The sequence below is a fragment of the Paenibacillus sp. JL3B1040 genome, from assembly GCF_057063165.1.
Map to the genome: position 1 here is coordinate 566216 of NZ_CM169317.1, position 23900 is coordinate 590115.

Annotated in this window: 14 protein-coding genes and 1 pseudogene; 13 read left to right on the forward strand and 2 right to left on the reverse strand. The window is 55.7% G+C overall.

What is annotated here, in order from left to right:
- Nucleotides 1-83: 83 nt before the first annotated feature.
- The gene (locus ACZF99_RS02475) at nt 84-242 is read right to left on the reverse strand and encodes a hypothetical protein (protein ID WP_483608783.1); all 159 of its coding nucleotides are present in this window, start codon (nt 240-242) and stop codon (nt 84-86) included.
- Nucleotides 243-476: 234 nt separating this feature from the next.
- On the opposite strand from ACZF99_RS02475, the gene ACZF99_RS02480 reads away from it, so the two are divergent.
- On the forward strand, nt 477-1283 hold the full coding sequence (locus tag ACZF99_RS02480; RefSeq protein ID WP_483612496.1) for a formate/nitrite transporter family protein: 807 nt from the start codon (nt 477-479) through the stop codon (nt 1281-1283).
- Between the two features lie 418 nt (nt 1284-1701).
- Nucleotides 1702-3969, forward strand: a pseudogene (locus tag ACZF99_RS02485) (EAL domain-containing protein).
- A gap of 60 nt (nt 3970-4029) precedes the next feature.
- On the opposite strand, the gene ACZF99_RS02490 reads toward ACZF99_RS02485, so the two are convergent.
- Entirely contained in the window at nt 4030-5229 is a 1200-nt protein-coding gene (locus ACZF99_RS02490) for an ROK family protein (RefSeq protein ID WP_483608785.1), read from the reverse strand.
- A 238-nt stretch (nt 5230-5467) separates the two neighbouring features.
- Here ACZF99_RS02490 and xylA point away from each other — a divergent pair, with 238 nt between their 5' ends.
- The 11 genes from xylA to ACZF99_RS02545 all read left to right on the forward strand — a co-directional run bounded on the left by xylA (nt 5468) and on the right by ACZF99_RS02545 (nt 23862).
- On the forward strand, nt 5468-6784 hold the full coding sequence (gene xylA, locus ACZF99_RS02495; RefSeq protein ID WP_483608787.1) for a xylose isomerase: 1317 nt from the start codon (nt 5468-5470) through the stop codon (nt 6782-6784).
- 100 nt (nt 6785-6884) lie between these two features.
- A complete protein-coding gene (gene xylB, locus ACZF99_RS02500; protein WP_483608789.1) occupies nt 6885-8381 on the forward strand; it encodes a xylulokinase in 1497 nt (498 codons plus the stop codon).
- Nucleotides 8382-8778: 397 nt separating this feature from the next.
- Nucleotides 8779-10602 carry a sensor histidine kinase gene (locus tag ACZF99_RS02505; protein ID WP_483608790.1) on the forward strand — a complete coding sequence of 608 codons (1824 nt, stop codon included), beginning with the start codon at nt 8779-8781 and terminating at the stop codon, nt 10600-10602.
- On the forward strand, nt 10595-12124 hold the full coding sequence (locus ACZF99_RS02510; RefSeq protein WP_483612497.1) for a response regulator: 1530 nt from the start codon (nt 10595-10597) through the stop codon (nt 12122-12124). The genes ACZF99_RS02505 and ACZF99_RS02510 overlap by 8 nt, the downstream gene beginning before the upstream one ends.
- Before the next feature lie 195 nt (nt 12125-12319).
- Nucleotides 12320-13813 (forward strand): ABC transporter substrate-binding protein, encoded by a 1494-nt coding sequence (locus tag ACZF99_RS02515; RefSeq protein WP_483608793.1) that lies wholly within the window; start codon nt 12320-12322, stop codon nt 13811-13813.
- 83 nt (nt 13814-13896) lie between these two features.
- The gene (locus ACZF99_RS02520; protein ID WP_483608795.1) at nt 13897-14826 is read left to right on the forward strand and encodes an ABC transporter permease; all 930 of its coding nucleotides are present in this window, start codon (nt 13897-13899) and stop codon (nt 14824-14826) included.
- Nucleotides 14827-14850: 24 nt separating this feature from the next.
- Entirely contained in the window at nt 14851-15768 is a 918-nt protein-coding gene (locus tag ACZF99_RS02525) for a carbohydrate ABC transporter permease (protein WP_483608797.1), read from the forward strand.
- 259 nt (nt 15769-16027) lie between these two features.
- Entirely contained in the window at nt 16028-18328 is a 2301-nt protein-coding gene (locus ACZF99_RS02530; RefSeq protein ID WP_483608799.1) for a glycoside hydrolase family 3 N-terminal domain-containing protein, read from the forward strand.
- Between the two features lie 5 nt (nt 18329-18333).
- Entirely contained in the window at nt 18334-21456 is a 3123-nt protein-coding gene (locus ACZF99_RS02535; RefSeq protein ID WP_483608801.1) for an alpha-mannosidase, read from the forward strand.
- 52 nt (nt 21457-21508) lie between these two features.
- Nucleotides 21509-22828, forward strand: coding sequence for a glycoside hydrolase family 125 protein (locus ACZF99_RS02540; protein ID WP_483608803.1), 1320 nt, complete (start codon nt 21509-21511; stop codon nt 22826-22828).
- Between the two features lie 35 nt (nt 22829-22863).
- Nucleotides 22864-23862 carry a glycoside hydrolase family 130 protein gene (locus ACZF99_RS02545; protein ID WP_483608805.1) on the forward strand — a complete coding sequence of 333 codons (999 nt, stop codon included), beginning with the start codon at nt 22864-22866 and terminating at the stop codon, nt 23860-23862.
- The last annotated feature ends 38 nt before the right edge of the window (nt 23863-23900 follow it).

Sequence of the window (23900 nt, forward strand, 5' to 3'; positions counted from 1 at the left end):
CTTCAGAAACAAGGTTGGATGCAAAAAAGCGCGAACTCGGGAGGCTTCTCCCTATGCTCGCGCTCATTTTTATATGATCCTGTCTATCGGCTGACGTCGGTTAATTCGGACTGCATCATTTCCAGCTTGCGGATAATCTCTTTTTGCCACTGGCGGTCGCCCAGATGGGCAGCAAGATTGAGCAGATCCAAATAGTCATCGATGTCCAGCCTTGTCTTTCTGCGGGCGGATAGCAATCTCATGGCGTTCGTCTCCTCTTGGCCGTTGTCGTTGGATAAACCGGGGTTATCCGAATACCAATAATGATAATCATTATCATGTAGTCTTTTTTATTATGCACAATTCCGCGCCCCTTGTAAATAGCGGCGAGACCGTTTAATCTAAAATTTGAATCAAATGGTTCTATGACGGGACGGCGATGGATTACAACGGACAAGCTAAACGACAATACGGAGCAGAGAACAATGGGAGGCGTTATGGAGACGGAATCGCTGTTTAAAGTCGAAGAACTGGCGCTCAAGAAGCACAAAATTTTTATGCAAAGCTATCTCCGGTATATTGCCAGGGCGATGCTGGCGAGCATGTTTATCGGTTTTGGGGTGATCGTCGCTTTCAAAAGCGGAAACTATTTTTATGTGGAGCATTCGCCGTTCACCTATCCGATGGCTGCCATTACCTTTGGTGCGGCCATCATCCTGATCGCTTACGGCGGCGGGGATCTTTTTACCGGGAATACGTTCTATTATACATACGCGGCTTTAAGGAAACGGCTGAAATGGGGGGACGTCACGAAGCTCTGGGTGTTCAGTTATTTCGGGAACATTCTGGGAGCGGGAGCCTTCGCCTTATTGATTTACTTGACCGGCTTGTTTGCCGACGCCTCGGTGAACAGTTTCCTGCTGAGCGTGGTCGAGCATAAGATGGCCACCCCTGTCACGGAGTTATTCTTCCGCGCGATTTTATGCAATTGGCTGGTATGTTTGGCATTCTTCATCCCGATGGCGCTGCAAGGGGACGGGGCCAAAATGTTTGCGATGATGCTGTTCGTCTTCTGCTTCTTCATCTCCGGCTACGAGCACAGCATCGCCAATATGTGCACCTTTGCCATCGCCTTGGTGCTGGATCATCCCGGGACGATCTCGTTCGGCGGTGTCGTGCATAATCTTATTCCGGTGACGCTCGGCAATTTGGTTGGCGGGGTTCTATTGATGGGCTTTATGTACTATTTCGCCAATAAGCCGTATTTGGATGCTCAGGATTCTTCCGAAACGCCGCATAAATAAGCCGATTTTCAGGGAAGGCACCTCCGCATTCGGAGGGCTTTTTTTCTGGATCGCTGGGTAATTTAGCCTAGGGGTTCCTTTATAACTGTGATAAGATGGAACAAAATATGCTAGTTTTCGCGATTCGATGGGGCAACCCCACTCCTATCCTAGCGTAAAGGGTGTATCGCATATGAAGCGGTTCCGAAAGTTGTTAGTGGCAGGCATGCTCGTGCTTTCGATCTTGGCGGGGTTAGGTTTGACGACGGTCGAAGCGGAGGAAGGGTATCCTCGCGACGTCGCTTATGGGATCAGTCCTAAAGCGCCGGAGCGGGTCAATTACATAAACGATCGAATGGAGCACCTGAAGCGCTCGGGAGTTTATGAGGAGCTCTATCATAAGTATCTCTTCACCCATGCGGAAGCGTTCTCCAATACTATGCGGAACCGCCTTATTCTGGTTGGCGTCCTGTTCGTCGGCGGGGTAGGAGCGAGTTACTGGCTGATCCGGGTCTATATCGTCCGTCTGCACCGTACGATTCACGAAGAACGAGGATTTTCCAAGGAAGTACTGGATCATACCAACCTATTCATTTGGGCGGTGCAAAGCGACCGGACGACGGTGCGTTTCAACCGATACGCCGAATGGATAACCGGCATCCGGGAGGGAGAGGCGGTTGGGCGGCCCTATACGGAGCATTCCTTGCTGCAGCATGCCTGCCGTGAGCTGATTCCGCTGTTGGACCAGGCGCTGTCCCATCGCTTCGTCGATAACCGCGAGCTCAACCTGTTCTGCGCCGATCAGGGGAAAGCGAAGGCGTTTCTGTTCCGCACGGCGGTCATTCCCGGGCTGCAGGGGGATTCGGACGTGTTCGTCATGACCGGGGTGGACATCGAGGAGCGCAAGCAATTCGAGAATAAACTGCATCAAAGTTACCAGGAGCTGGAGAGCGCGAATTTGGAGTTAACCGCCACCCAGGAAGAGTTAAGGGAAAACTACGACAAGCTGCTGGAAAACCAGGAGAGGCTGAGAAGGAGCGAGGAACGCTACCGGCTGGTTGCCGAAGCGTCCAATGGCGGCATATGGGAGCTGGATCTGGAACGGGATCGCCGGCATTACTCGCCGCGGTGGTTCGAGCTGCTTGGTTACAGCCAGGAGGACCCGATAACCAGCGAGATGCTGCAGCAGGTGATTCATCCCGACGATGTGCCGATAATCCATCAGAAAGCCGCGGCATTGCGGGCAGGGGACAACGAAGTGTTCGAGTGCGAATACCGCCTGCGCTGCAAGGACGGAGAATACCGCTGGTTCCTGGGACGGGGGAAAGCGCTGTTCAACGAGCAGGGGCGCGCTTACCGGATGGTAGGTTCGAATATTGAGGTGCACCAACTGAAGATGTACCAGCAGCGAATGCGGCATCTCGCTTATTACGATACGCTTAGCGACTTGCCGAATCGGTTGTATTTGCTGGAGGAGATGGATGCGCTGGTTTCCGGGGAAAACGCGAATGCCGCTTTATTTTTTGTGGATACCGACAATTTTAAATTTATCAACGATACGTTGGGGCATAAATTCGGCGACCGCCTCCTGATAGAAGCAAGCTGCCGCTTAACCGCCCTGATCGGGAATGCGGGCATGTTGTTTCGGCTGGGCGGGGACGAATTCGTCATCTTGCTGAAGGGTGCGGAGGAGGAGCAGGCGACCGTTCTGGCGGACAAGCTGCTTCAGGGCTTCAGGGAGCCGTTCCGGATCGACGGCAGCGATCTGTTCGTGTCCGTTAGCATCGGTATTTCGTTCTATCCGCGGGACGGCGTCACGCCGGAAGAAATCCTCAAGAACGCCGACGTGGCGATGTATGCGGCCAAAGAAGCGGGGAAAGGCAAATTCGCAATCTTCGACCCTGTATTTCTGCAAGCGTTTAATGAACGGGTGCGCCTGGAAAAGAACTTGCGGCAAGCGCTGGCCCGCGGTGAGTTTACGATCCACTACCAGCCCCAAATTGGGGTGCGCGACGGCCGGATTTGCGGCTTCGAGGCGCTGATCCGCTGGAACAGCCCGGAACTTGGCTGCGTACCGCCCTTATCTTTCATCAAAATCGCCGAGGATAGCCGGCTGATCGTTCCGATCGGCGAATGGGTGCTAAGCGAGTCCTGTGCCTTTGCCAAACGTTTGGAGGTAGAGGGGTTCGGGACATACAAGATTGCCGTCAACATCTCTGTCGTCCAGCTCCTCGAAGGGGATTTCGTCGCCAAAGTCGTGCGCATTCTACAAGACACCGGTTTGGCGCCCGAGTGCCTGGAGCTGGAAATTACCGAGTCCATGATTATGGAAACGGTGGATTCGCTTGTGCCGAAGCTTGTCGAATTAAAAGCGCTCGGTATTCTAATCGCATTGGATGATTTCGGCACCGGTTATTCTTCGCTGGGGTCGCTGAAACAGATGCCGATTACGACGCTCAAGGTGGACAGATCATTTATCGAGCACTTGCCGGAATAGGATGACAGCCGTTCCCTCGCCAAAGCGATCGTGCTCATCGGACGCAAAATGGGGCTGCAGGTCGTTGCCGAAGGTGTGGAGACGGAACAGCAGATGCAGCATGTACGCCGCGCCAAGTGCGATATTATCCAAGGGTATTACATCAGTAAGCCGATCCCGGAGGCGGGCATCCGCGACCTGCTGCGCAGCTATCGCCCCGAAACGGTATAAACAAACAAATCCCCCGCAGGATCATGCAGCTTCCCGATCCTGCGGGGGATTTGTTTGGCATCAAACTCCGGCAGAGGCGCTGCCTTCCTGCGCAGGGGCAGGGTCCGGTTCGCTGAGGAACGCGGTGATCGGCATGGAAGCAGCTCCTAACGCGGTGGAACGGATGCCCAGATTAGCGAAGGCGACTCCGGCCTTCTTGCGGTGATAGGAGAGGCTTCGGCGCTCGATCGTGCGCAGCATGGCGTCCTGCAGCAGGTCGCCGGCGAGCGACAGGCGGTTGCCGATGACGATCAGCTCCGGGTTCAGGACATTGACCAAGTTGGCCAATCCAACGCCAAGCTGGGCGCCGATCTCATTCAGAAGCTGAACGGCCCGGGGATCGCCGCCGCGGGCCAGCCGGATAATCTCCTCCAGATCGGGGTGCGAATCGCTCCACAGCTTGGCCGCCCGATCGAGCAGTGCCTTCTCCGAGGCCAGCGTCTCCCAGCAGCCGCGATTGCCGCAGCGGCAGAGCGGGCCGTTCTCGGAGACGGTCATATGGCCGACCTCGCCGGAGAAATTCGCCGCGCCGCGATACAACTCGCCGCCGACGATGATGCCGGAGCCGATCCCGATGCCGATGCTCAGATAAATCAGATTTTGGGCCTCGCGGCCGGCGCCGTAAAGTTTCTCGCCAATCGCGCCGGCGTTGGCTTCGTTATCGATATGAAGATTGGCTCCGAATTCGGAAGCCAGCGATTCGTAGAGGTCGACCTGGTTCCAATCCAGGTTGGGGGCCGATACAACGCGGCTTTTGTCGTCGACGAGCCCCGGCACGCCAATCCCGATGCCTACGATGCCGTACGGCGAGTCGGGAAGCTTCTTGCTGAACTGGAGAATCGTTTTGCGAATTTGTTCAAGGACGTGGACCGGGGTGAAATCGGCGAGCGGCACCGTTTTCTCCTGAAGGACGTGGCCTTCCAGATCGACGAGTACGGCCAGCAAGTCATTGACGCGGATATCGATGCCGACGGCATAACCGGCGCTGCGGTTGAACAGCAGCAGGGTTGGTTTCCGCCCGCCGCTGGATTCGCCGGGACCGATCTCGGAGACGAGCCGGCTGTCGATCAACTCGGAGACGAGGGACGATACGGTCGCCTTGTTCAAGCCGATCGCGGCGGAAATATCCGCACGAGACAACGGCTGACGCTGGCGGATCGTATCCAGGACGATGGTTTTATTCATTTTTTTGATGAGCTGCTGGTCGCCTGTGATTTTCATATAAACTCCCTCGTTATGCCCATGCCTCTTGGCATGGCGAATTTAGGTCTATACGCATCATAACATAAATGACCGGGTGGCAATCAATAACTTAGTTAGTTTACTAGACAAACAAAGTAGAACGTGGTACGATCTAGTTGTAAAAGCATGCTTCCATTATCCGGTGGGCATGCTACTTATAATCCACAGGATGTAAAGGCTTACTTAAAATTTATTCTAAAGCTGGGAGGAATTAGTGGTGAGTTATTTCAAAACAATCGGCAAAATTCAGTATGAAGGCGCAGGTTCCAACAATCCGCTGGCATTTAAACATTATAACGAGAACGAAGTCGTCCTCGGCAAATCGATGAAAGAGCATCTGCGTTTTGCGGTTGCTTATTGGCACACGCTGACGATGAACGGCAGCGACCCGTTCGGCCAAGGCAACATGATTCGTCCTTGGGAAACGGTAAGCGGCTTGGATCTGGCCAAGGCCCGCGTTGAAGTAAACTTCGAATTCCTGGAAAAGCTTGGCGCTCCTTATTTCTGCTTCCATGACGTCGACATTGCTCCGGAAGGCGCTACGCTGAAGGAATCAAACGAGAACCTGGACGTCATCGTCGCCAAAATCAAGGAAGGTATGAAGCAAACCGGCGTCAAGCTGCTTTGGAATACGGCGAATATGTTCTCCAATCCGCGTTACGTGCACGGCGCAGCAACGACTTCCAATGCGGACGTATTCGCTTATGCTGCAGCTCAGGTGAAGAAAGGTCTGGAAACGGCCCTTGAACTGGGTGCCGAAAACTATGTGTTCTGGGGCGGCCGCGAAGGTTACGAATCCCTGCTGAACACCGATATGGCGTTGGAGCTCGACAACCTGGCAAGATTTTTCCATATGGCGGTTGACTATGCGAAGGAGATCGGCTTCAAAGGCCAATTCCTGATCGAGCCGAAGCCAAAAGAGCCGACGAAACACCAATACGATTTCGACGCGGCTACGACAATTGCTTTCCTGCAAAAATACGGCTTGCAAGACCACTTCAAGCTCAACCTGGAAGCGAACCATGCCACGCTGGCCGGCCATACGTTCGAGCATGAGCTGCGCGTAGCCCGCATCAACAACATGCTCGGTTCGATCGATGCTAACCAAGGCGACATGCTGCTTGGCTGGGATACCGACGAATTCCCAACCGACCTGTACGCCGTGACGCTGGCCATGTATGAAATCCTGCAAAACGGCGGCCTCGGCTCCGGCGGCGTCAACTTCGACGCGAAGGTAAGACGCGGCTCCTTTGAACCGGAAGACCTGTTCTACGCTCATATCGCCGGTATGGATACGTTCGCGAAAGGTTTGAAGGTAGCCGGCAAAATGATCGAAGACAAGTTCATCGAGAACCTGCTTGACGAACGTTACGCCAGCTTCAAATCCGGTATCGGCGCGGATATCGTTTCCGGCAAAGCGAACTTCAAGACGTTGGAAGCTTACGCTTTGGAGCACAGCCATATCGTCAACAAGTCGAACCACCTCGAGCTGGTGAAAGCCCGTCTGAACGAGTACATTTTCGGCACGAAATAAGCGGAAGCCGAGTTTTGAACCACCTTTCCAAAAGGGGACGCCTGCCGTCCCTTTTTGTGGTATCAGCCCCTTTGGGGAATAGGCGAAGGAGAGGATCGCAATGAAGTATGTGATTGGCATCGATCTGGGGACCAGCTCGGTCAAGACGCTGCTGGTGAACCGCAGCGGGGAGATCGCCGGAGAGGCCTCGACGGCTTACCCGCTGATTCACGAGCGTCCCGGGTACAGCGAGCAAAATCCCGAGGAATGGGTAAAAGGAACGGTTGCTTGCCTGAAGCAGTTGCTGAAAGAGAACGGCGTTGCGGCCGAAGACGTGGAAGGCGTGTCCTTCTCGGGCCAAATGCACGGCTTGGTGCTGCTGGATGACCAGAACAACGTGCTGCGCAACGCCATCCTGTGGAACGATACCCGGACGACCAAGCAATGCCGCGACATCGAAGCGAAGCTGGGCGGCAAGCTGCTCGATATTACGCGCAACGCGGCGTTGGAAGGCTTTACGCTGCCGAAGATCCTCTGGGTGCAAGAGCATGAGCCGGAGCTGTTCGCCAAAGCGGCGCGGTTTGTGCTGCCGAAGGATTATTTGCGTTACTGCATGACCGGCCAAGTGCAAATGGAAATCTCCGACGCGGCGGGAACGCTGCTGCTTAACGTGCCGGAAGGCCGATGGAGCGAGGAGATCGCCGCGGCCTTCGGGCTTCCGGCCGGCTTCTGCCCGCCGCTCGTGGGCAGCACCGAGAACACCGGCACGCTGCTGCCGGAATTTGCCGCCGAGTCCGGCCTGCCGGCCGGCACGAGGGTGTTCGGCGGCGGCGCCGATAACGCCTGCGGCGCCGTGGGCGCGGGCATCGTCCGCAAGGGCGACGCGCTGTGCAGCGTCGGTACGTCCGGCGTTGTGTTGACGTACGAAGAAGACAAAACCAAGGATTTTGCCGGCAAGGTGCATTTCTTTAACCATGCGCACCCGGGCGCTTTTTACGCCATGGGCGTCACGTTGGCTGCAGGGTATTCCTTAAGCTGGTTCAAGGAATCGCTGGCACCGGAGCTGAGCTTCGACGATCTGCTGAAGCCGGTGGGCGATATCGCGCCGGGTTCGGAAGGGCTGCTGTTCACCCCGTATTTGGTGGGGGAACGCACGCCGCACGCGGACAGCGTGATCCGCGGCAGCTTCATCGGCCTGTCCGGCACGCACCGCCGCGAGCATCTGGCGCGCGCGGTGATGGAGGGCATCACGTTCTCGCTTCAGGAGTCGTTCGAGTTGTTCCGCGGGGCCGGCATCGAGGTTGAGCGCGTCATCTCCATTGGCGGCGGCGCGAAGAACCCGGTTTGGCTGCAAATGCAGGCCGACATCTTCGGCAAGCCGGTCGTGGCGCTGAAGAATGAGCAAGGCCCGGCGATGGGCGCGGCGATGATGGCCGCCGTCGGCAGCGGCTGGTTCGGCAGCCTGAAGGAATGCGCCGACGCCTTCATCGGCTATGCCAAGACGTATGAGCCGATCCCGGCCAACGTCACGAAGTATGCTCGCCTCTTCAAGCTGTACCAGCAGGTTTATGCAGCGACCCGCTCGCTGAATGAGGGGCTGCAGGATTTCCGCGGTTAGCTAACCGGGTTCGGATGGATTCGGACCGACCGCCACTAGAAGCGCCTGTTCCATTTTGGGAACAGGCGCTTTTCGTTCGGAAATGTTGTAATTTATGCAACATTACTGACCAAGGAGGCAGGTGCGACTGCAAATGCTGCATTTTATACAACATTTTTGAGCATCCCCGCCCGTCACAGCCAAAAATGTTGCAGAAAATACAACATTTCAGCCCATTTGCTGCGTCAGGCCATAGATTGTTGTACTTTTTACAACATTTTACCCATAGATGCCGCAAACCGGGGGCAATATGCCGTAACGAGGACGGTGATGGTGCGCCAGTCGCGCCGGGCAAGAGCCGCGAATCCATCTAGCCTGGAAGGCATGATATAATTGACCTTGCACAAGGAGGGAAGACATGTTCATTCGGAGCATTTACCGCAATTACTTCAAGAACAATTTGTTCATGAAGATTCTCTTGTTTTTTTCGGTGATCACGATCGTGACGATCATTACGTTTTCGTACTTGATGTTCATGTTTATGTCCGAGGCCGCGGTGCAGAGGCAACTGGATATCCAGAAGCGGGCGATCGAAAGCGTCAGCGGTTACATCAGCGGCAAGTATGAGTCCGTGCAAGCGATGGTGCGGGACGTTTATCGCGACGAGGAACTGGCTTCGAACACTTCCTTTTTTCTGGAACATCCGTATCAGGATTACGTGAACTACCGCCTGGACCGATTTTATATGGAAAATAGTTCGTCAACGGACACCGTGCTGTATTTCCGCAACGTGGTCGACGACGATCCGGACATCCGCAGCGTCATGTTGTATAGCGCGGATCTGCAGCAGCTGTATGTCTTTGGCAACGACAATCAGTTCAAGATTATCCCCACCAATCAGGCCCGATCCTTGGTGCCCGACGTCATGTACCTGCAGGAAGGCAAGAACGTCGAGACAGCCAACATCTGGGTACGCAAAACGGTGGGTTTGCCGGACACCCCGATGTATTCGGTCCGCATCCCGATCAACAATAAGCTAACGCTTCGCAACATCGGGCAACTGGATGTCTATTTCGATACGGCCAAGGTATGGGGGAGCCTGGCCATGTATCAAGAGGAGCTGAAAGGTTCGATCCTGGTCCTGTCCGCGAACGGCAACGTGCTGTTCGATTCCTCCGGGACCTATTATGGACGGCTCTACCCGTATACCGAACAATTGAACTCGCTTTATGACAACGGGGGGCTGGGCGATGGACTGGTCGCCACCAAACTGACGCAAAGCCAGGGAGGTTTTACGGTGCTCAGCATGGTCCCGAAAGAAGAGTTGGCCAAAACGTACCAGGGACTGCGCAGCACGATCCTTACGATCAGCTCCATTTGCATTTTATTCGCCATCCTGATCCCTGCGCTGTTTATCGGCAATTTTGCCAAACGCACGAACGCCATTATCCGATTCACCCGGAGAGTCCGCAACGGCGATTTCTCGGCACGGATCGCCGATGTGCGGGAGGACGAGCTGGGGCAGATCTCCAAAAGCTTTAACGACATGCTGGACGAGTTGAATTTGTATATCGACCGGGTGTTCAAAGCGGAGATCAAGCAGCAGCAAACCGAGCTTGTCGCCCTGCAGGCGCGGATCAATCCGCATTTTTTGTACAATACGCTGGAGGCCATCCGCATGCGGGCCATTTCCCAAGGCGCCCGGGACGTCGGCGAAATGATCTACAGCTTGTCCGCCCTGTTCAAAAGCATGGTGCAGCAAAAGAAAAACTACACGCTGAAGGACGAGCTGGAAGCTTGCCGCTTGTATTTGGAGCTGTTCCGCATCCGCTACAAGGATCGCTTCAGCTACGAGATTCAGGCCGATCCGGCGCTCTACGGCAAAGCGTTCGTTAGGTTGTCCCTGCAGCCAATTGTAGAGAACTACATCGTCCACGGCATTCAGACTGATCGGTTGGACAACCGGGTCACGATTGAGGTGCGGGAGGACGGGGATACCCTGAAGGCAGTGGTAAATGATAACGGGAAGGGCATCGAACCGGACCGCTTGGCGGAAATCCGCCGGGAACTGGAGCGGAAGGAAGAAACAGGGCACATGTTCGGGCTCCGCAGCGTGCATACGCGGCTGCGCTTCCTGTACGGTTCGGCTTACGGCATAGAGATTGACAGCCTGCCCGGTGCAGGGACGACCATCACAGTACGTTACCCCAATCGGGAGGAAATGGAGGGTGAAGATGTATAAAGTGTTTATCGTCGATGACGAACCGTTTATCATCGAAGGTTTATACGATATCGTCGACTGGCCGCTGTTTGGTCTGGAAATCGTCGGACATGCGGAGAACGGAAGGCAGGCGCTGGACGCCTTGGGGTCGACGCCGGTCGATGTATTGATTACGGACATCTCCATGCCGGTCATGGACGGATTAACGCTGATTTCCGAGGCGCGAAAGCTTCATAAGGAACTGAAAGTCATCATTTTGAGCGGATTCAACGAGTTCGATTATCTTAAAGAGGGGATGAAGCTGGGCATCGAAAACTATTTGCTGAAGCCGATCAACTTGGAAGAACTGGAGTCGACGCTGCGCAACACCGTGCAAAAGCTGGACAGTGTGCAGGCGGACGGAATGTATGACGCCTACGATGTGCAGATTCTGAAGGATAACACGCTATACCGCTGGCTGAACGGGCAAATTGCCGCCGCCGAATTCGAGGAGCGGGCCGCGTTGCTCGGCTTGCACATGCAAGGGCCCTACGTTGCAGTTGGCGCGCTGCGCACCAAAGGCAACTCGGCCGAAGTGTTCGAGCGGGCCGAACGTTATCTGAAGGCGGAACGGGGAATCGCCATGCTGCACGATGTAGATGGCGATATCGTGATCATCGGTTCCCTGCCGCGATGGGCGGAGGGAAAAAGGATATTTGCCGAGCTGATGGAGAACCTGGCCTTGGAGCTGTCCGTCATGAACCGCACGATCCAAATCGGCGTAGGCAGTGTGGGCCAGCTTCCCGAGGAGGCTTCCCTCAGTTACAAGGAGGCCAAGCGGGCTCTTGAATACTACTTGATTTACCCGGAACGGCGGACGATTGAATACAAGCATCTGGAAGGCGACCGCCACGACGGCATGCTGGAGAGCGGTTATCCGCTGGCGTGGGAAGAGTACGCCAAGTTGATTTTGGCCAAGGATCAGGAGGGCTTGAAGGAGCGGATTTGTCACGATTTCGAGCGGATGAAGCAGTTGGACGGCATCCGTCCCGAGGATTTGCAGAGTGCCGCATTGGAGCTCGTTGTCCGCTTTAAAATGGAACTTCAGCATATTAAATATACGGAAGAGACGGACTTGTTTAAGAAGGCGCTCCATCGCGTCCAGCGCTGCGAATCGTTCCGGGGATTGATCGAGATCCTTGAAAGCCTGGCGGAAGAAACGGTCCAATCCTTGCTGCAGGACGCCAAAAATCCGGTAGTGCATCAGGTGTTGACCTACATTGATACGCACTACGCCGACGAGCTGTCGCTAAAAACGTTGGGAGCGCAATACCATATTCATCCGGTTTACCTCGGCCAACTGTTTCACAAGGAGACGGGCGTGTCCTTTGCCGAGTATATTAACAAGTACCGGATCGACAAAGCGAAGCAGCAGCTCAAAAACACCAATCTTAAGGTGCATGAAATCGCCCGTAAAGTGGGATACTGGGAAATCGGTTATTTCTACAAGCAATTCCGAAAATACGTGGGGATTTCCCCCACCGACTTCAAAGCGCTGCATTAGGACGTAGGGGACAGTTGCCCTGGATCAAGGAGATTTTTGCCTGCCGGAGAGGGAGGTGTTCCTTGGGTCCGGGGGATTGTCCTTTTCTTTAATTTGTACCTCGATTTTTTAAGTTTATCTTCTTTTTGTAATGGCTTTCATCCGGTAAGGTTAAGGTAGTTAAACAAACAAAAAGCTTCAAAAGGGAGGATCAGCATGAGTAAAAACAAAAGAAGTTTTTCCTTCGTACTTGCCACTCTGATGGCTCTGGTGCTAGTTCTGAGCGCATGCGGCGGAAATAAAAACGCGGCCGACAGCAGCAGCAACGGCTCTGCGGCGGGCAACTCGGGAGAAACGGTCAACTTGATTTGGTACACGATCGGGACGCCGCAAAAAGACGTGGACCGCGTCATGGAAGAAGTCAGCAAGTACACCAAAGAGAAAATCAACGCAACCATCACCATGAAAATGATCGATTGGGGCGACTATTCGCAAAAGATGCAGGTTAACGTCGCTTCCGGTGAACCGATGGATATCCTCTTTACCTCTGCGGGCGGTTTCGACTACGTACAGAACGCCAGAAAGGGCGCGTTCATGGAGCTTGACGATCTGCTCGAGAAATACGGACAAGATCTGAAAAACACCATCGACCCGGCTTTCCTGGAAGGCTCCAAGGTGGACGGCCATAACTACGGCATCCCGGCCAACAAAGAGCTTCCGCAGCAAGAAGTATGGCGCTTCAACAAAACTTTCTTGGATAAGTACAACATGGATATTTCAAACATCCGTTCTTTGGAAAGCATCGAACCGTTGCTGAAAACGATCAAGGAAAACGAACCTGGCGTAACGCCGTTCGCGATGGACAAGAACTACGTACCTTACGTGCCTTACGATTACGTTATTCAAAACCTGCCGATGGCGGTTAGGCTTGATACTACCGACTATAAAATCGTCAACATCCTGGAAACGCCGGAAATGCAAGCCGCTCTGGATTTGATGCACAAATACTATCAAGCGGGTTATGTCGCTCCTGAAGCGGCAACGACCGGTTCCACCAGCGACCTGATGACTTCCGGCCAATGGTTCATGGACCGTGCGCAAACCCAGCCGTTGGCGGACAACCTGTGGTCCGCAAGCTATGGCTACCCTGTCGTTTCTACGCCGGCAAGTGACGCGATCATCACGAACACTTCCGTTCAAGGTTCGGTCATGGCGATTTCCGCAAACTCCGAGCATCCGGAGAAAGCGATGGAATTCCTGAACCTGCTGAACACCGATCCGGTGCTGCGCAACATGGTTGACTCCGGGATCGAAGGCGTTCACTACAAGAAGCTTGACGACACGCATTACGAAAACCTGGAAGAATCGAAAAACTACGACATGCCGTCTTACTCCTTGGGCAACAACATGCTTCTGTACTTGAATCCGAACGATGCGGACGACAAATGGGAGCAATTCAAGAAGTTTAACGCCGAAGGCGTCAACTCGCCGCTCCTGAGCTTCAACTTCGACAGCACGAAAGTGGCAACCGAAATGGCGGCCGTACAAAACGTGAAAGAACAGTTCTGGGCATCGTTGATGACCGGTACGGTGGACCCGGCGGAATACTTGCCGAAAGCGACCGAAAAATTCAAAGAGGCCGGCCTTGACAAGGTCATTGCTGAAGCCCAAGCTCAGCTCGATGCCTGGAGAGCTGAAAACAACAAGTAACAATTAAAGAAAGCGTAAGGGATCGGGCGGGTGACAGTTGCGCCCGATCCTTTTTCATTATTTTTCGACAGGAGGGGAACATCATGGCTGCATTTTTCAAAAACCTGGTCAAGAATAAAGTCATGCTATTTATGGTGTTGCCGGGTGCCATCTGGTTTTTCTTTTTCTCGTACCTCCCGTTGGTCGGTACGATTACGGCGTTTAAGCAATACCGCTTCAATCGTGGCGGCTTCTGGGCCAGTATTTCGCAGAGCGAATGGGTAGGTTGGGACAACTTCAAGTTCCTGTTTAGCACCAACGATGCTTTTACCATTACCCGCAACACGTTGCTGTACAATATTGCTTTTATTTTCATCGGACTTGTACTTTCCGTTGCCATGGCGATTTTGCTGTCCGAGCTGGTCGGCAAAACGATGGCCAAAGTCTATCAAACCGGGATGTTCCTGCCTTATTTCCTATCCTGGGTTATCGTCGGATACTTTGCGTTCAGCTTCCTGAGCATGGACCGGGGGATGATCAACCAAATTTTGGGCTGGTTCGGTGTGGAACGGATTAATTGGTATTCGGAGCCAAAGTATTGGCCTTATATCCTGATTTTCGTCAATTTATGGAAAACAATCGGCTACAACAGCGTCGTCTACTTGGCTTCCATCATGGGCATCGACAAATCGCTCTACGAGGCGGCGATGATTGACGGGGCTACCAAATGGCAGCAAATCCGCAACATCACGGTTCCCCTGCTCTCTCCGATCATTATCATCATGACGCTGCTTGCGGTGGGGCGGATCTTCTATGCCGACTTTGGCTTGTTCTACCAAGTGCCGAGAGATTCGGGCACGCTCTACCAAGTGACCAACGTCATCGACACTTACGTATACCGCGGTTTGAAAACAACCGGGGAAATCGGCATGAGTACGGCGGCCGGCCTTTATCAATCGGTGGTAGGCTTCATTCTCGTCATGGTTTCCAACTACATCGTGCGCAAAATCGATAAAGACAGCGCCCTATTTTAAAAAAGCTGAAAGGAGTGTCAGGGTATGGCGGAGATTGCCAGAAAAAGCAAGGATTTTCATAATGTCTCTCGCGGTTGGAACGCCGTTTTGCACCTGATTGCAGGCATTTTCTCGTTTTTGTGCGTGTTTCCCTTTATCTTCGTCGTCATTATTTCCTTCACGGATGAAAAAGCGCTGGCAACGGACGGTTACCGGCTATTTCCTGCCAAGTGGAGCCTGGAGGCGTACCGTTTCGTGTTCGAGAGCGGCGATTCGCTGCTTCGTTCTTACGGCGTGACGATTCTGGTGACTCTCGTGGGCACCTTGATCAGTTTGATCATGATTTCGCTTTACGCTTACGCCATCTCGCGGAAGAGCTTCCGTTACCGGAGATTTTTTTCCGTATTTGCGATCGTTACGATGCTCTTTAACGGCGGGATGATCCCGACATATATGGTTGTATCCCAATTGATGGGGCTGAAGGACTCGTTGTGGGCGCTCATTTTGCCGCTCGCGATGAATGCATTTTATATCATGATATTGCGTACGTTTTACAGCACGAGCGTTCCCGAACCGGTCATCGAATCGGCGCGGATTGACGGCGCCGGCGATTTCTACATCTTCCTGCGCATCGTTTTGCCGCTGTCGTTGCCGGGCTTGGCCACAATCGGCCTGTTCAGCACGCTCGCTTACTGGAACGACTGGTTTAACGCTTTGCTCTATATCGACAACCCGAACCTGGTACCGCTGCAGTCGATGCTGATGCGGATCGAGTCAAGCATCGCGTTTATTCAGCAAAACTCGCAAAACAGCTCGCTGAGTCTGCAGGCCCTGTCGTCGATTCCGCAGGACACGTCGCGGATGGCGATGGTCGTGCTTGCGACGCTGCCAATTATTTTTGCATATCCGTTCTTTCAACGGTATTTTGTACAAGGACTTACGGTAGGCGCTGTCAAAGAATAATATAGCGGTGGTTCAAAAATTGCCTTTTGATCACGAAGTAGTACCAAGTAGTTTAATCGGCATCGAATCTTGAATTCAGCCGGGCCTTCCGTTGCTCACGTAGCCTCCAGCTACGCTGCGCTACTCAGTCCCTAGCTTCATCCAACCTTCTCGGTGCTGAAAAGTCAATTTTTGAACGTCTATTTAAACTTTATCAAAACCTGAGTTACTCCCTTTTGAACTCTTATGGAAAAGTAATTAATTAAGGAGCGAGGTGGAGATGTTGTTGTATAAAGACAGTTCGAAACCCGTCCCGGAACGAGTGGAGCATTTGCTCGGACTGATGACATTGGAAGAAAAGGCCGGCCAGCTGGTCCAGCCTTTCGGCTGGCAGACCTATGAGCATAAAGACGGGGAGATCCAGCTGACGGAATCGTTTAAAGCGCAGGTGCAGAGCGGCGGGATCGGCTCGCTGTACGGCGTGCTGCGCGCCGATCCGTGGACGGGCGTCACGCTCGAAACCGGCTTGTCGCCGCGTGAAGGGGCGGAGGCGGTCAACGCGATTCAGCGTTACGCGATCGAGAATTCGCGGCTCGGGATCCCGATCCTGATCGGGGAAGAGTGCTCGCACGGCCATATGGCGATCGGCGCTACGGTCTTCCCGGTGCCGCTGTTGCTGGGCAGCACCTGGAACGTGGAGCTGTACCGCGAGATGTGCCGGGCGGTGGCCCGGGAGACGCGCGCCCAGGGCGGCGCGGTCACCTATTCCCCGGTCCTCGACGTCGTGCGCGATCCCCGTTGGGGCCGGACCGAAGAATGCTTTGGCGAAGACGCCTATTTGATCGGCGAAATGGCCGTTGCTTCGGTCGAAGGCTTGCAAGGGGAGCGCCTGGACGGAGAGGACAGCGTGGCGGCCACGCTGAAGCACTTCGTCGGCTACGGCAGCTCCGAGGGCGGCCGCAATGCCGGCCCGGTCCATATGGGCCGGCGCGAGCTGCTGGAGGTCGACCTGCTGCCGTTCCGCAAGGCGGTGGAAGCCGGCGCGGCTTCGATCATGCCGGCCTACAACGAGATCGACGGCGTTCCCTGTACGACCAACGAGGAACTGTTGGACGGCATCCTTCGCGGCGAGTGGGGGTTTGACGGCATGGTCATCACCGACTGCGGCGCGATCGACATGCTCGCTTCCGGCCACGATGTGGCGGAGGACGGACGGGACGCGGCGATTCAAGCGATCCGTGCGGGCATCGACATGGAGATGTCCGGCGTAATGTTCGGCAAGCACCTGGTGGAGGCGGTGCGTTCGGGACAGCTGGAGGAGGAAGTGCTTGATCGCGCGGTGCGCCGCGTATTGACGCTGAAATTCCGCCTGGGGCTGTTCGAACGGCCGTACGCCGACCCGGAGCGGGCCGAGCGGGTGATCAGCAGCGCGGAACATGTGGAGCTGGCCCGGCAATTGGCCAGCGAAGGCATCGTGCTGCTGAAGAACGAAGGCGGCGTGCTGCCGCTGTCGGCGGGCGCCGGCACCATCGCCGTCATCGGCCCGAATGCCGATGCGGGCTATAATCAGCTGGGCGATTACACCTCGCCGCAGCCGCGCTCCAAGGTGACGACCGTGCTGGGCGGGATTCGCGACAAGCTGGCCGGTACGCCGGAGCGGGTGCTCTATGCCCCGGGCTGCCGGATTAACGGCGACTCCCGGGAAGGATTCGACGTGGCCTTGTCCTGCGCGGAGCAGGCGGATACGGTAGTCATGGTTGTCGGCGGCTCCAGCGCGCGGGACTTCGGCGAAGGGACGATCGACCTCCGAACCGGAGCCTCCAAAGTTACCGGCAATACGGAAAGCGACATGGACTGCGGCGAAGGCATCGACCGGATGAGTCTCGGTTTGTCCGGCGTACAGTTGGAGCTGATTCAAGAAATTCATAAATTGGGTAAACCGCTGGTCGTGGTCTATATCAACGGACGTCCGATTGCCGAACCGTGGATCGACGAGCACGCCGATGCGATTCTGGAAGCCTGGTATCCGGGTCAAGAGGGCGGGCATGCGATCGCCGATATCCTGTTCGGCGACGCGAATCCGTCCGGACGCCTGACGGTCTCTGTTCCGAAACATGTCGGACAGCTTCCGGTGTACTACCACGGCAAACGTTCGCGGGGCAAACGCTATTTGGAAGACGATTCGCAGCCGCGGTATCCGTTTGGGTATGGGTTAAGCTACACGGAGTTCACCTACGGGAACTTAACGTTAGAGTCCGATGTCATGGATGCCAACGGGACGACCAAAGTGACGGTCGAAGTCACAAACTCCGGCGACCGGGCCGGCGCGGAAGCAGTCCAGCTGTACATTACCGACGTCGCAAGCACCGTAACCCGGCCGGCGAAGGAGCTGAAGGGCTTCCGCAAGGTTTACTTGCAGCCGGGCGAGACGCAGACGGTGGAGTTCCAGGTCGGTCCGGAGCAGTTGCAGTATATCGGGCGGAATTACAAGCCCGTGGTGGAGCCGGGAGAATTCCGGGTACATGTCGGCAAAAACGTGAATGATACGCTGAGCGCCAATCTCTTAGTGCGGGAGGGTTAATATACATGGAACGCATCAGACGATTTATCCGGGAACTGGCGGAAGCCCAGTGGTTGGATCAGATCCAACTGCGCGGGTGGGAGATTACTTCCTCCGTATACCAGGTTCCAGGGAGTTATACGCAGGAAAACGCCTATTCGGAGGGGCAAGCCTTCGAGCGGTTTCCAAGCACGCAGGGAACAACCTATTTCTTTCGCACCCAGTTGGAGATCCCGCAAGGGTGGCGCGACGGGCAAGCGGGTCTTATCTTTGCTTCCGGCGGCGAAGGGCTGTTGCGTATTAACGGCAAATCAGCCCAAGGTCTGGACCGGAACCATACGTTCGTAACGCTGCCGCAGGAGCAGGGACAAGGCCCGCTCTCGCTGGAGATCGAGCTGTATGATCCGATCCCCGAGCCGGTGGATCCGCTGAACCAGCAAGCGGTCATCCAACCGCCGATTACGCGGATCGACAGCCGTCTGGTGCTGGTGAACCGGCCGGTGCAAAGCTTGCTGTATACGGCAACGGTGATCCGTGATTCGGCCGTGCTGCTGCCGGAACAGGATTTTCGGCGCACCCGCCTGATCGAGGCGCTGTATACCGCCATGGACGAATTCGTGGCGCTGGATGCGGAAGCGGTCCGCGAGGGGGGAGCGATTGCCGAGCTGGAGCAGCGGCTCGTCGAGCGGGTGAAAGCGATCGGCAGCAACGCCGAAGGCCTGATCCAAATGGTTGGCCAGTCGCACATCGACATCGCCTGGCTGTGGCCGGCGCGGGAGACGGTGCGCAAGACAAGCCGGACGTTCTCGACGGTCGACGCGCTGATGCGCGAGTATCCGGAATACCGCTACACGCAAAGCCAGCCGCTGCTGTTCGCCTACCTGAAGGAGAACGATCCCGAGTTGTACGAACGGGTGAAGGCGCGGATCAAGGAAGGACGCTGGGAATTGGTCGGCGGCATGTGGGTGGAGCCCGATTTGAACCTGCCGAGCGGCGAATCGCTGATGCGGCAGATGCTGTACGGGCAGCGTTTCTATCAGGAGGAGTTCGGCTTCACCTCGGAGATCGAATGGCTGCCGGACACGTTCGGCTATTGCGCCTCGCTGCCGCAAATCTTGAAGCACGGCGGGATTCGTTATTTCATGACGACCAAGCTCGGCTGGAACGACACCAACGTATTCCCGTACGACCTGTTCCATTGGGTCGGCATCGACGGCACGCCGATGCTGTCGTATCTGAACCACGGCGTGAACGAAAATACGTTGCCGAAGGACGTTCACGAACACTGGCAGTCTTATCGCCAAAAAGCCGTCCATCCGGAGCAAATGCTGCTCTATGGGCATGGCGACGGCGGCGGCGGGGTCACCCGCGAAATGCTGGAGTACATTAACCGCGCCGAGCTGATGGTGGGTCAGCCGGCGAGCAAATACGGCACGGCGGCGGAATTCTTCGCCGGAATCGAAGCGGCGCGGCCGAAGCTGCCGGCTTGGCACGGCGATCTGTATTTGGAGCTGCACCGCGGGACGTATACGACCCACGGGCGCAACAAGCGCAGCAACCGGAAAGCGGAGATTTTGTACCGCGAGGCCGAGCTGTGGAACGCGTTGGCCGCTTCGGCCATGCCGAAGGATCGGCAGCGCGAGGCGCAAAGCACGCTGCAAGCGGGCTGGAAGCTGATCCTGTTGAACCAGTTCCACGACATCATTCCGGGTTCGGCGATTACCGAAGCGTACGAGACGTCGACGAAGGAATATGGTGAAATTTTCGATAAAGGCCATACCGGCCTAAGCCACGGCCTGACGGCTTTGGCCGAACGGGTAACGACCGCGGGCGAAGGTACGCCATACGTTATCTTCAACAGCCTGGGCTGGACGCGCGATATGGTCGCAGCGCTTCCCGATCAAGCTTATCGAAGCGGCGCGGCCGCTTACGACGAGCGCGGCACGCGGTTTGAACTGGATGTTCGGACGGGTCTCGGCGGAGAGACGGCGGCTTGGGTCCGCGTACCGGAGGTTCCGGCGTTCGGCTACAGGACGATTTGGCTGCGGTCCGAGGCGGATGAGGTTGCCGGAACGACAGCGGCAGCGAATTCCCGGAACGGAAGCAAGGCATTCCAAAGCGAGTGGGAAACGAAATTTTACCGCCTGAAATTTAACGACCGCGGCGAAATCGTCAGCCTGTGGGATAAGGAAGCCGCACGGGAGATTGTGAAGACGGGCGAAAGCGCGAACCGCTTCCATTTCTATCACGACCGCCCGACGCTGTGGGATGCCTGGGACATCGACCCGAGATACGAACAGCAGCCGGCCGGTGAGGCCGTATTGCTGGAGAGCGGTTTGGTCGCAAGCGGCCCGATCCAAGATGTGATCCGCTTCCGCTGGAGTCTCGGCCAATCGGAAATCGCGCAGGATCTGATCCTGTATCATCACGACAAGCGGATCGATTTCCAAACGAAGGTAAATTGGAACGAAGCCCATAAGTTGCTGAAGGTCGGTTTCCCGATCGACGTCGTCACGGACAAAGCAACCTATGAAATTCCGTTCGGGGCGCTGGAACGTCCGACGCATCGCAACACGAGCTGGGAGCAGGCGCAATTCGAAGTGTGCGGACACCGGTTCGCCGACGTGTCCGAACGCGGCTACGGCGTCAGCTTGCTGAACGATTGCAAATACGGCTATGACATCCAGGGCAGCACGATCCGCCTGTCGCTGCTGCGGGCGCCGAAATGGCCGGACGTCACCGCCGATCTCGGCGAGCACGAATTTACGTATTCGCTGTATCCGCACCAAGGCGACTGGCAGACCGCTCACACGGTGCGCGCGGCAGCCGAGCTGAACCACACGCCGATGGTTTTGGCGGCGGGTGCGCATGAAGGCGCGCTGCCTTCCACCGGAGCGCTGCTCGGGTTTGCGGGCGAGCACGTCGTGCTCGACACGATCAAACCGGCCGAGGACGGCGACGGCGTGATCCTGCGGCTGTACGAATCGGCGGGCGGCCGCGAACGCGTGGCGTTGAACTGGAGCGAGCCGGTTTCGGAAGCATTCCGGTCCGACGCGCTGGAGCGGGAGCTTGAGCCGCTGGCGATGGAAGCAGGACGGATCGAGCTCGATTTTGCCCCGTATGAGATCAAGACGTTGAAGCTCAAATAACGAGCCAAGCACGAATTCATTTCCCATAAAAAAGGAGCGAAAAGACAAGCTCATGGAACAATTTAGACTCCCGAAAATACCGATGCCGCAGTTGGAATTGCCGCAAGCCGTCAAGAACGTGCTGGCCGAAGCCGAGACGAAACTGGCGCATCGCCCGAAATTGCTGCAGCTGTTCAAGAACTGTTTTCCGAACACGCTGGAAACGACGACCAAGCTGATGGACGACGGAACGACCTTCGTCATCACCGGCGATATCCCGGCCTCCTGGCTGCGCGATTCCGTGGAGCAGGTGATCCACTACGTGCCGTTCGCCAAGAACGATCCCGATTTGCAACGGATCATCGGCGGGTTGATCAAACGCCACATTAACTATGTGCATATCGATCCGTACGCCAATGCGTTTAACGAGTCGGCCAATGATTGGCACTGGAACACGGCCGATGTGACCGAGATGTCCCCTTGGGTATGGGAGCGCAAATTCGAAATCGATTCCTTATGCTTCGTGGTCCGCTTGGCCTACACATATTGGAAGGAAACCGAACTGACCGACATTTTCGACGCCGGCTTCAAGGCCGCGATGCGGAAAATCTACGAGCTGTTCAAAACCGAGCAGCATCACTTCGAGCAATCGCCTTACCGCTTTACCCGCAACAACGGGATCCCCACCGATTCCTTGCGAAACAACGGGCTGGGCATGCCGGTGAACTATACGGGGATGATCTGGTCGGGCTTCCGTTCCAGCGACGACGCCTGCGATTTCCATTACAATATTCCGGGCAACATGTTTACGGTCGTGGCGCTGCGTCAAATGCAGGAATTCGCCGAATGGGTCTTCCGCGACATGGATTTCCTGGCCGAGCTGAAGGAGCTGGAGTTCGAGGTCGATCACGGCATCCAGCTGTACGGGATTTATCGCCATCCGGAGTTCGGTCCGATTTACGCTTACGAAACCGACGGCTTCGGCAACTACTGCCTGATGGATGACGCCGGCACGCCGGGCTTGATGTCCATTCCGTACCTCGGCTACGTCAGCGCGGACGATCCAATCTATCAAAATACGCGGCGTTTTGCCCTGAGCAAAGAAAACCCGTTCTACTTCGAAGGCAAAGCGGCCAAAGGCATCGGCAGTCCGCATACCCCGGAGAATTACATTTGGCATATGGCCTTGTCGATGCAGGGCATCACGGCGCAAACGAAGGAAGAGAAGCTGGAAATGATCGCGATGCTGGAGGCGACCGACGCCGGTACCGGCTACATGCACGAAGGCTTCCACGCCGACGATCCGAACACGTTTACGCGCAAATGGTTTGCCTGGTCGAACAGCTTGTTCTCGCAGTTGGTGTACCGCGCGATGCAGGAAGGCATTTTGTAAACTTAAATAAACCTAAATCCAAAGGAGACTTGACCATGAGCAAAATTATCGGTGAAGCCTTGAAAAATATCCCTTGGCAAGACAAACCGGCCGGCTCGAACGCGCCGGTCTGGCGTTACTCCCAGAACCCGATCATCCAGCGCCACGCGATCCCGAACTCCAATAGCGTATTTAACTCCGCGGTCGTGCCTTTTGAAGGCGGATTTGCTGGCGTCTTCCGCTGCGATTCCCGTTCGGTCAGCATGGACATTTTTGCGGGCTTCAGCGACGACGGCGTCAACTGGAAAATCAACCACGAGCCGATTCAATTTGAAGGCGACGAGGAAATCATCAAACGCGAATACCGCTATGACCCGCGCGTCTGCAAAATCGGCGACCGCTACTACATTACCTGGTGCAACGGCTACCACGGCCCGACGATCGGGATTGCTTACACGACCGATTTCAAGACGTTCCATCAACTGGAAAACGCCTTTTTGCCGTATAACCGCAACGGCGTGCTGTTCCCGCGCAAAATCGACGGTTACTACGCGATGGTTAGCCGTCCGAGCGACACGGGCCATACGCCGTTTGGCGATATTTTCTACAGCGTCAGCCCGGACTTGACATTCTGGGGCAAGCACCGTTATGTGATGGGTACGATTAACGGCGACGCTTCCGCATGGCAATCGAAAAAAATCGGCCCGGGGCCGGTTCCGATCGAAACCGACCAAGGCTGGCTGCTGATCTACCACGGCGTCATCAATACCTGCAACGGTTTCGTATACCGCATGGGCTGCGCCCTGCTGGACATCGACAAACCGTGGATCGTCAAAGCGCGTTCGCGCAACTACATCCTCGGCCCGGAAGAGCTGTATGAATTGGTTGGCGACGTGCCGAACGTGACCTTCCCTTGCGCAGCGTTGACCGACGCCGAAACCGGCCGAATCGCCATCTACTATGGCTGCGCCGATACGGTCACCGGCCTGGCGTTTACCACCGTGGACGAACTGCTGAAGTACATGGAGGAATATCCGCTGGAGACGGAAGCGTAAGCCGTCTTTGAGGATGACAAACCGCGGAGAAAGTGGGG

What these genes read in the sequence shown, in the direction of transcription:
- ACZF99_RS02475 (WP_483608783.1), bottom strand. Translation starts at nt 242, where the DNA reads ATGAGATTGCTATCCGCCCGCAGAAAGACAAGGCTGGACATCGATGAC.
- ACZF99_RS02480 (WP_483612496.1), top strand. Translation starts at nt 477, where the DNA reads ATGGAGACGGAATCGCTGTTTAAAGTCGAAGAACTGGCGCTCAAGAAG.
- ACZF99_RS02490 (WP_483608785.1), bottom strand. Translation starts at nt 5,229, where the DNA reads ATGAAAATCACAGGCGACCAGCAGCTCATCAAAAAAATGAATAAAACC.
- xylB (WP_483608789.1), top strand. Translation starts at nt 6,885, where the DNA reads ATGAAGTATGTGATTGGCATCGATCTGGGGACCAGCTCGGTCAAGACG.
- ACZF99_RS02505 (WP_483608790.1), top strand. Translation starts at nt 8,779, where the DNA reads ATGTTCATTCGGAGCATTTACCGCAATTACTTCAAGAACAATTTGTTC.
- ACZF99_RS02510 (WP_483612497.1), top strand. Translation starts at nt 10,595, where the DNA reads ATGTATAAAGTGTTTATCGTCGATGACGAACCGTTTATCATCGAAGGT.
- ACZF99_RS02515 (WP_483608793.1), top strand. Translation starts at nt 12,320, where the DNA reads ATGAGTAAAAACAAAAGAAGTTTTTCCTTCGTACTTGCCACTCTGATG.
- ACZF99_RS02520 (WP_483608795.1), top strand. Translation starts at nt 13,897, where the DNA reads ATGGCTGCATTTTTCAAAAACCTGGTCAAGAATAAAGTCATGCTATTT.
- ACZF99_RS02525 (WP_483608797.1), top strand. Translation starts at nt 14,851, where the DNA reads ATGGCGGAGATTGCCAGAAAAAGCAAGGATTTTCATAATGTCTCTCGC.
- ACZF99_RS02530 (WP_483608799.1), top strand. Translation starts at nt 16,028, where the DNA reads ATGTTGTTGTATAAAGACAGTTCGAAACCCGTCCCGGAACGAGTGGAG.
- ACZF99_RS02535 (WP_483608801.1), top strand. Translation starts at nt 18,334, where the DNA reads ATGGAACGCATCAGACGATTTATCCGGGAACTGGCGGAAGCCCAGTGG.
- ACZF99_RS02540 (WP_483608803.1), top strand. Translation starts at nt 21,509, where the DNA reads ATGGAACAATTTAGACTCCCGAAAATACCGATGCCGCAGTTGGAATTG.
- ACZF99_RS02545 (WP_483608805.1), top strand. Translation starts at nt 22,864, where the DNA reads ATGAGCAAAATTATCGGTGAAGCCTTGAAAAATATCCCTTGGCAAGAC.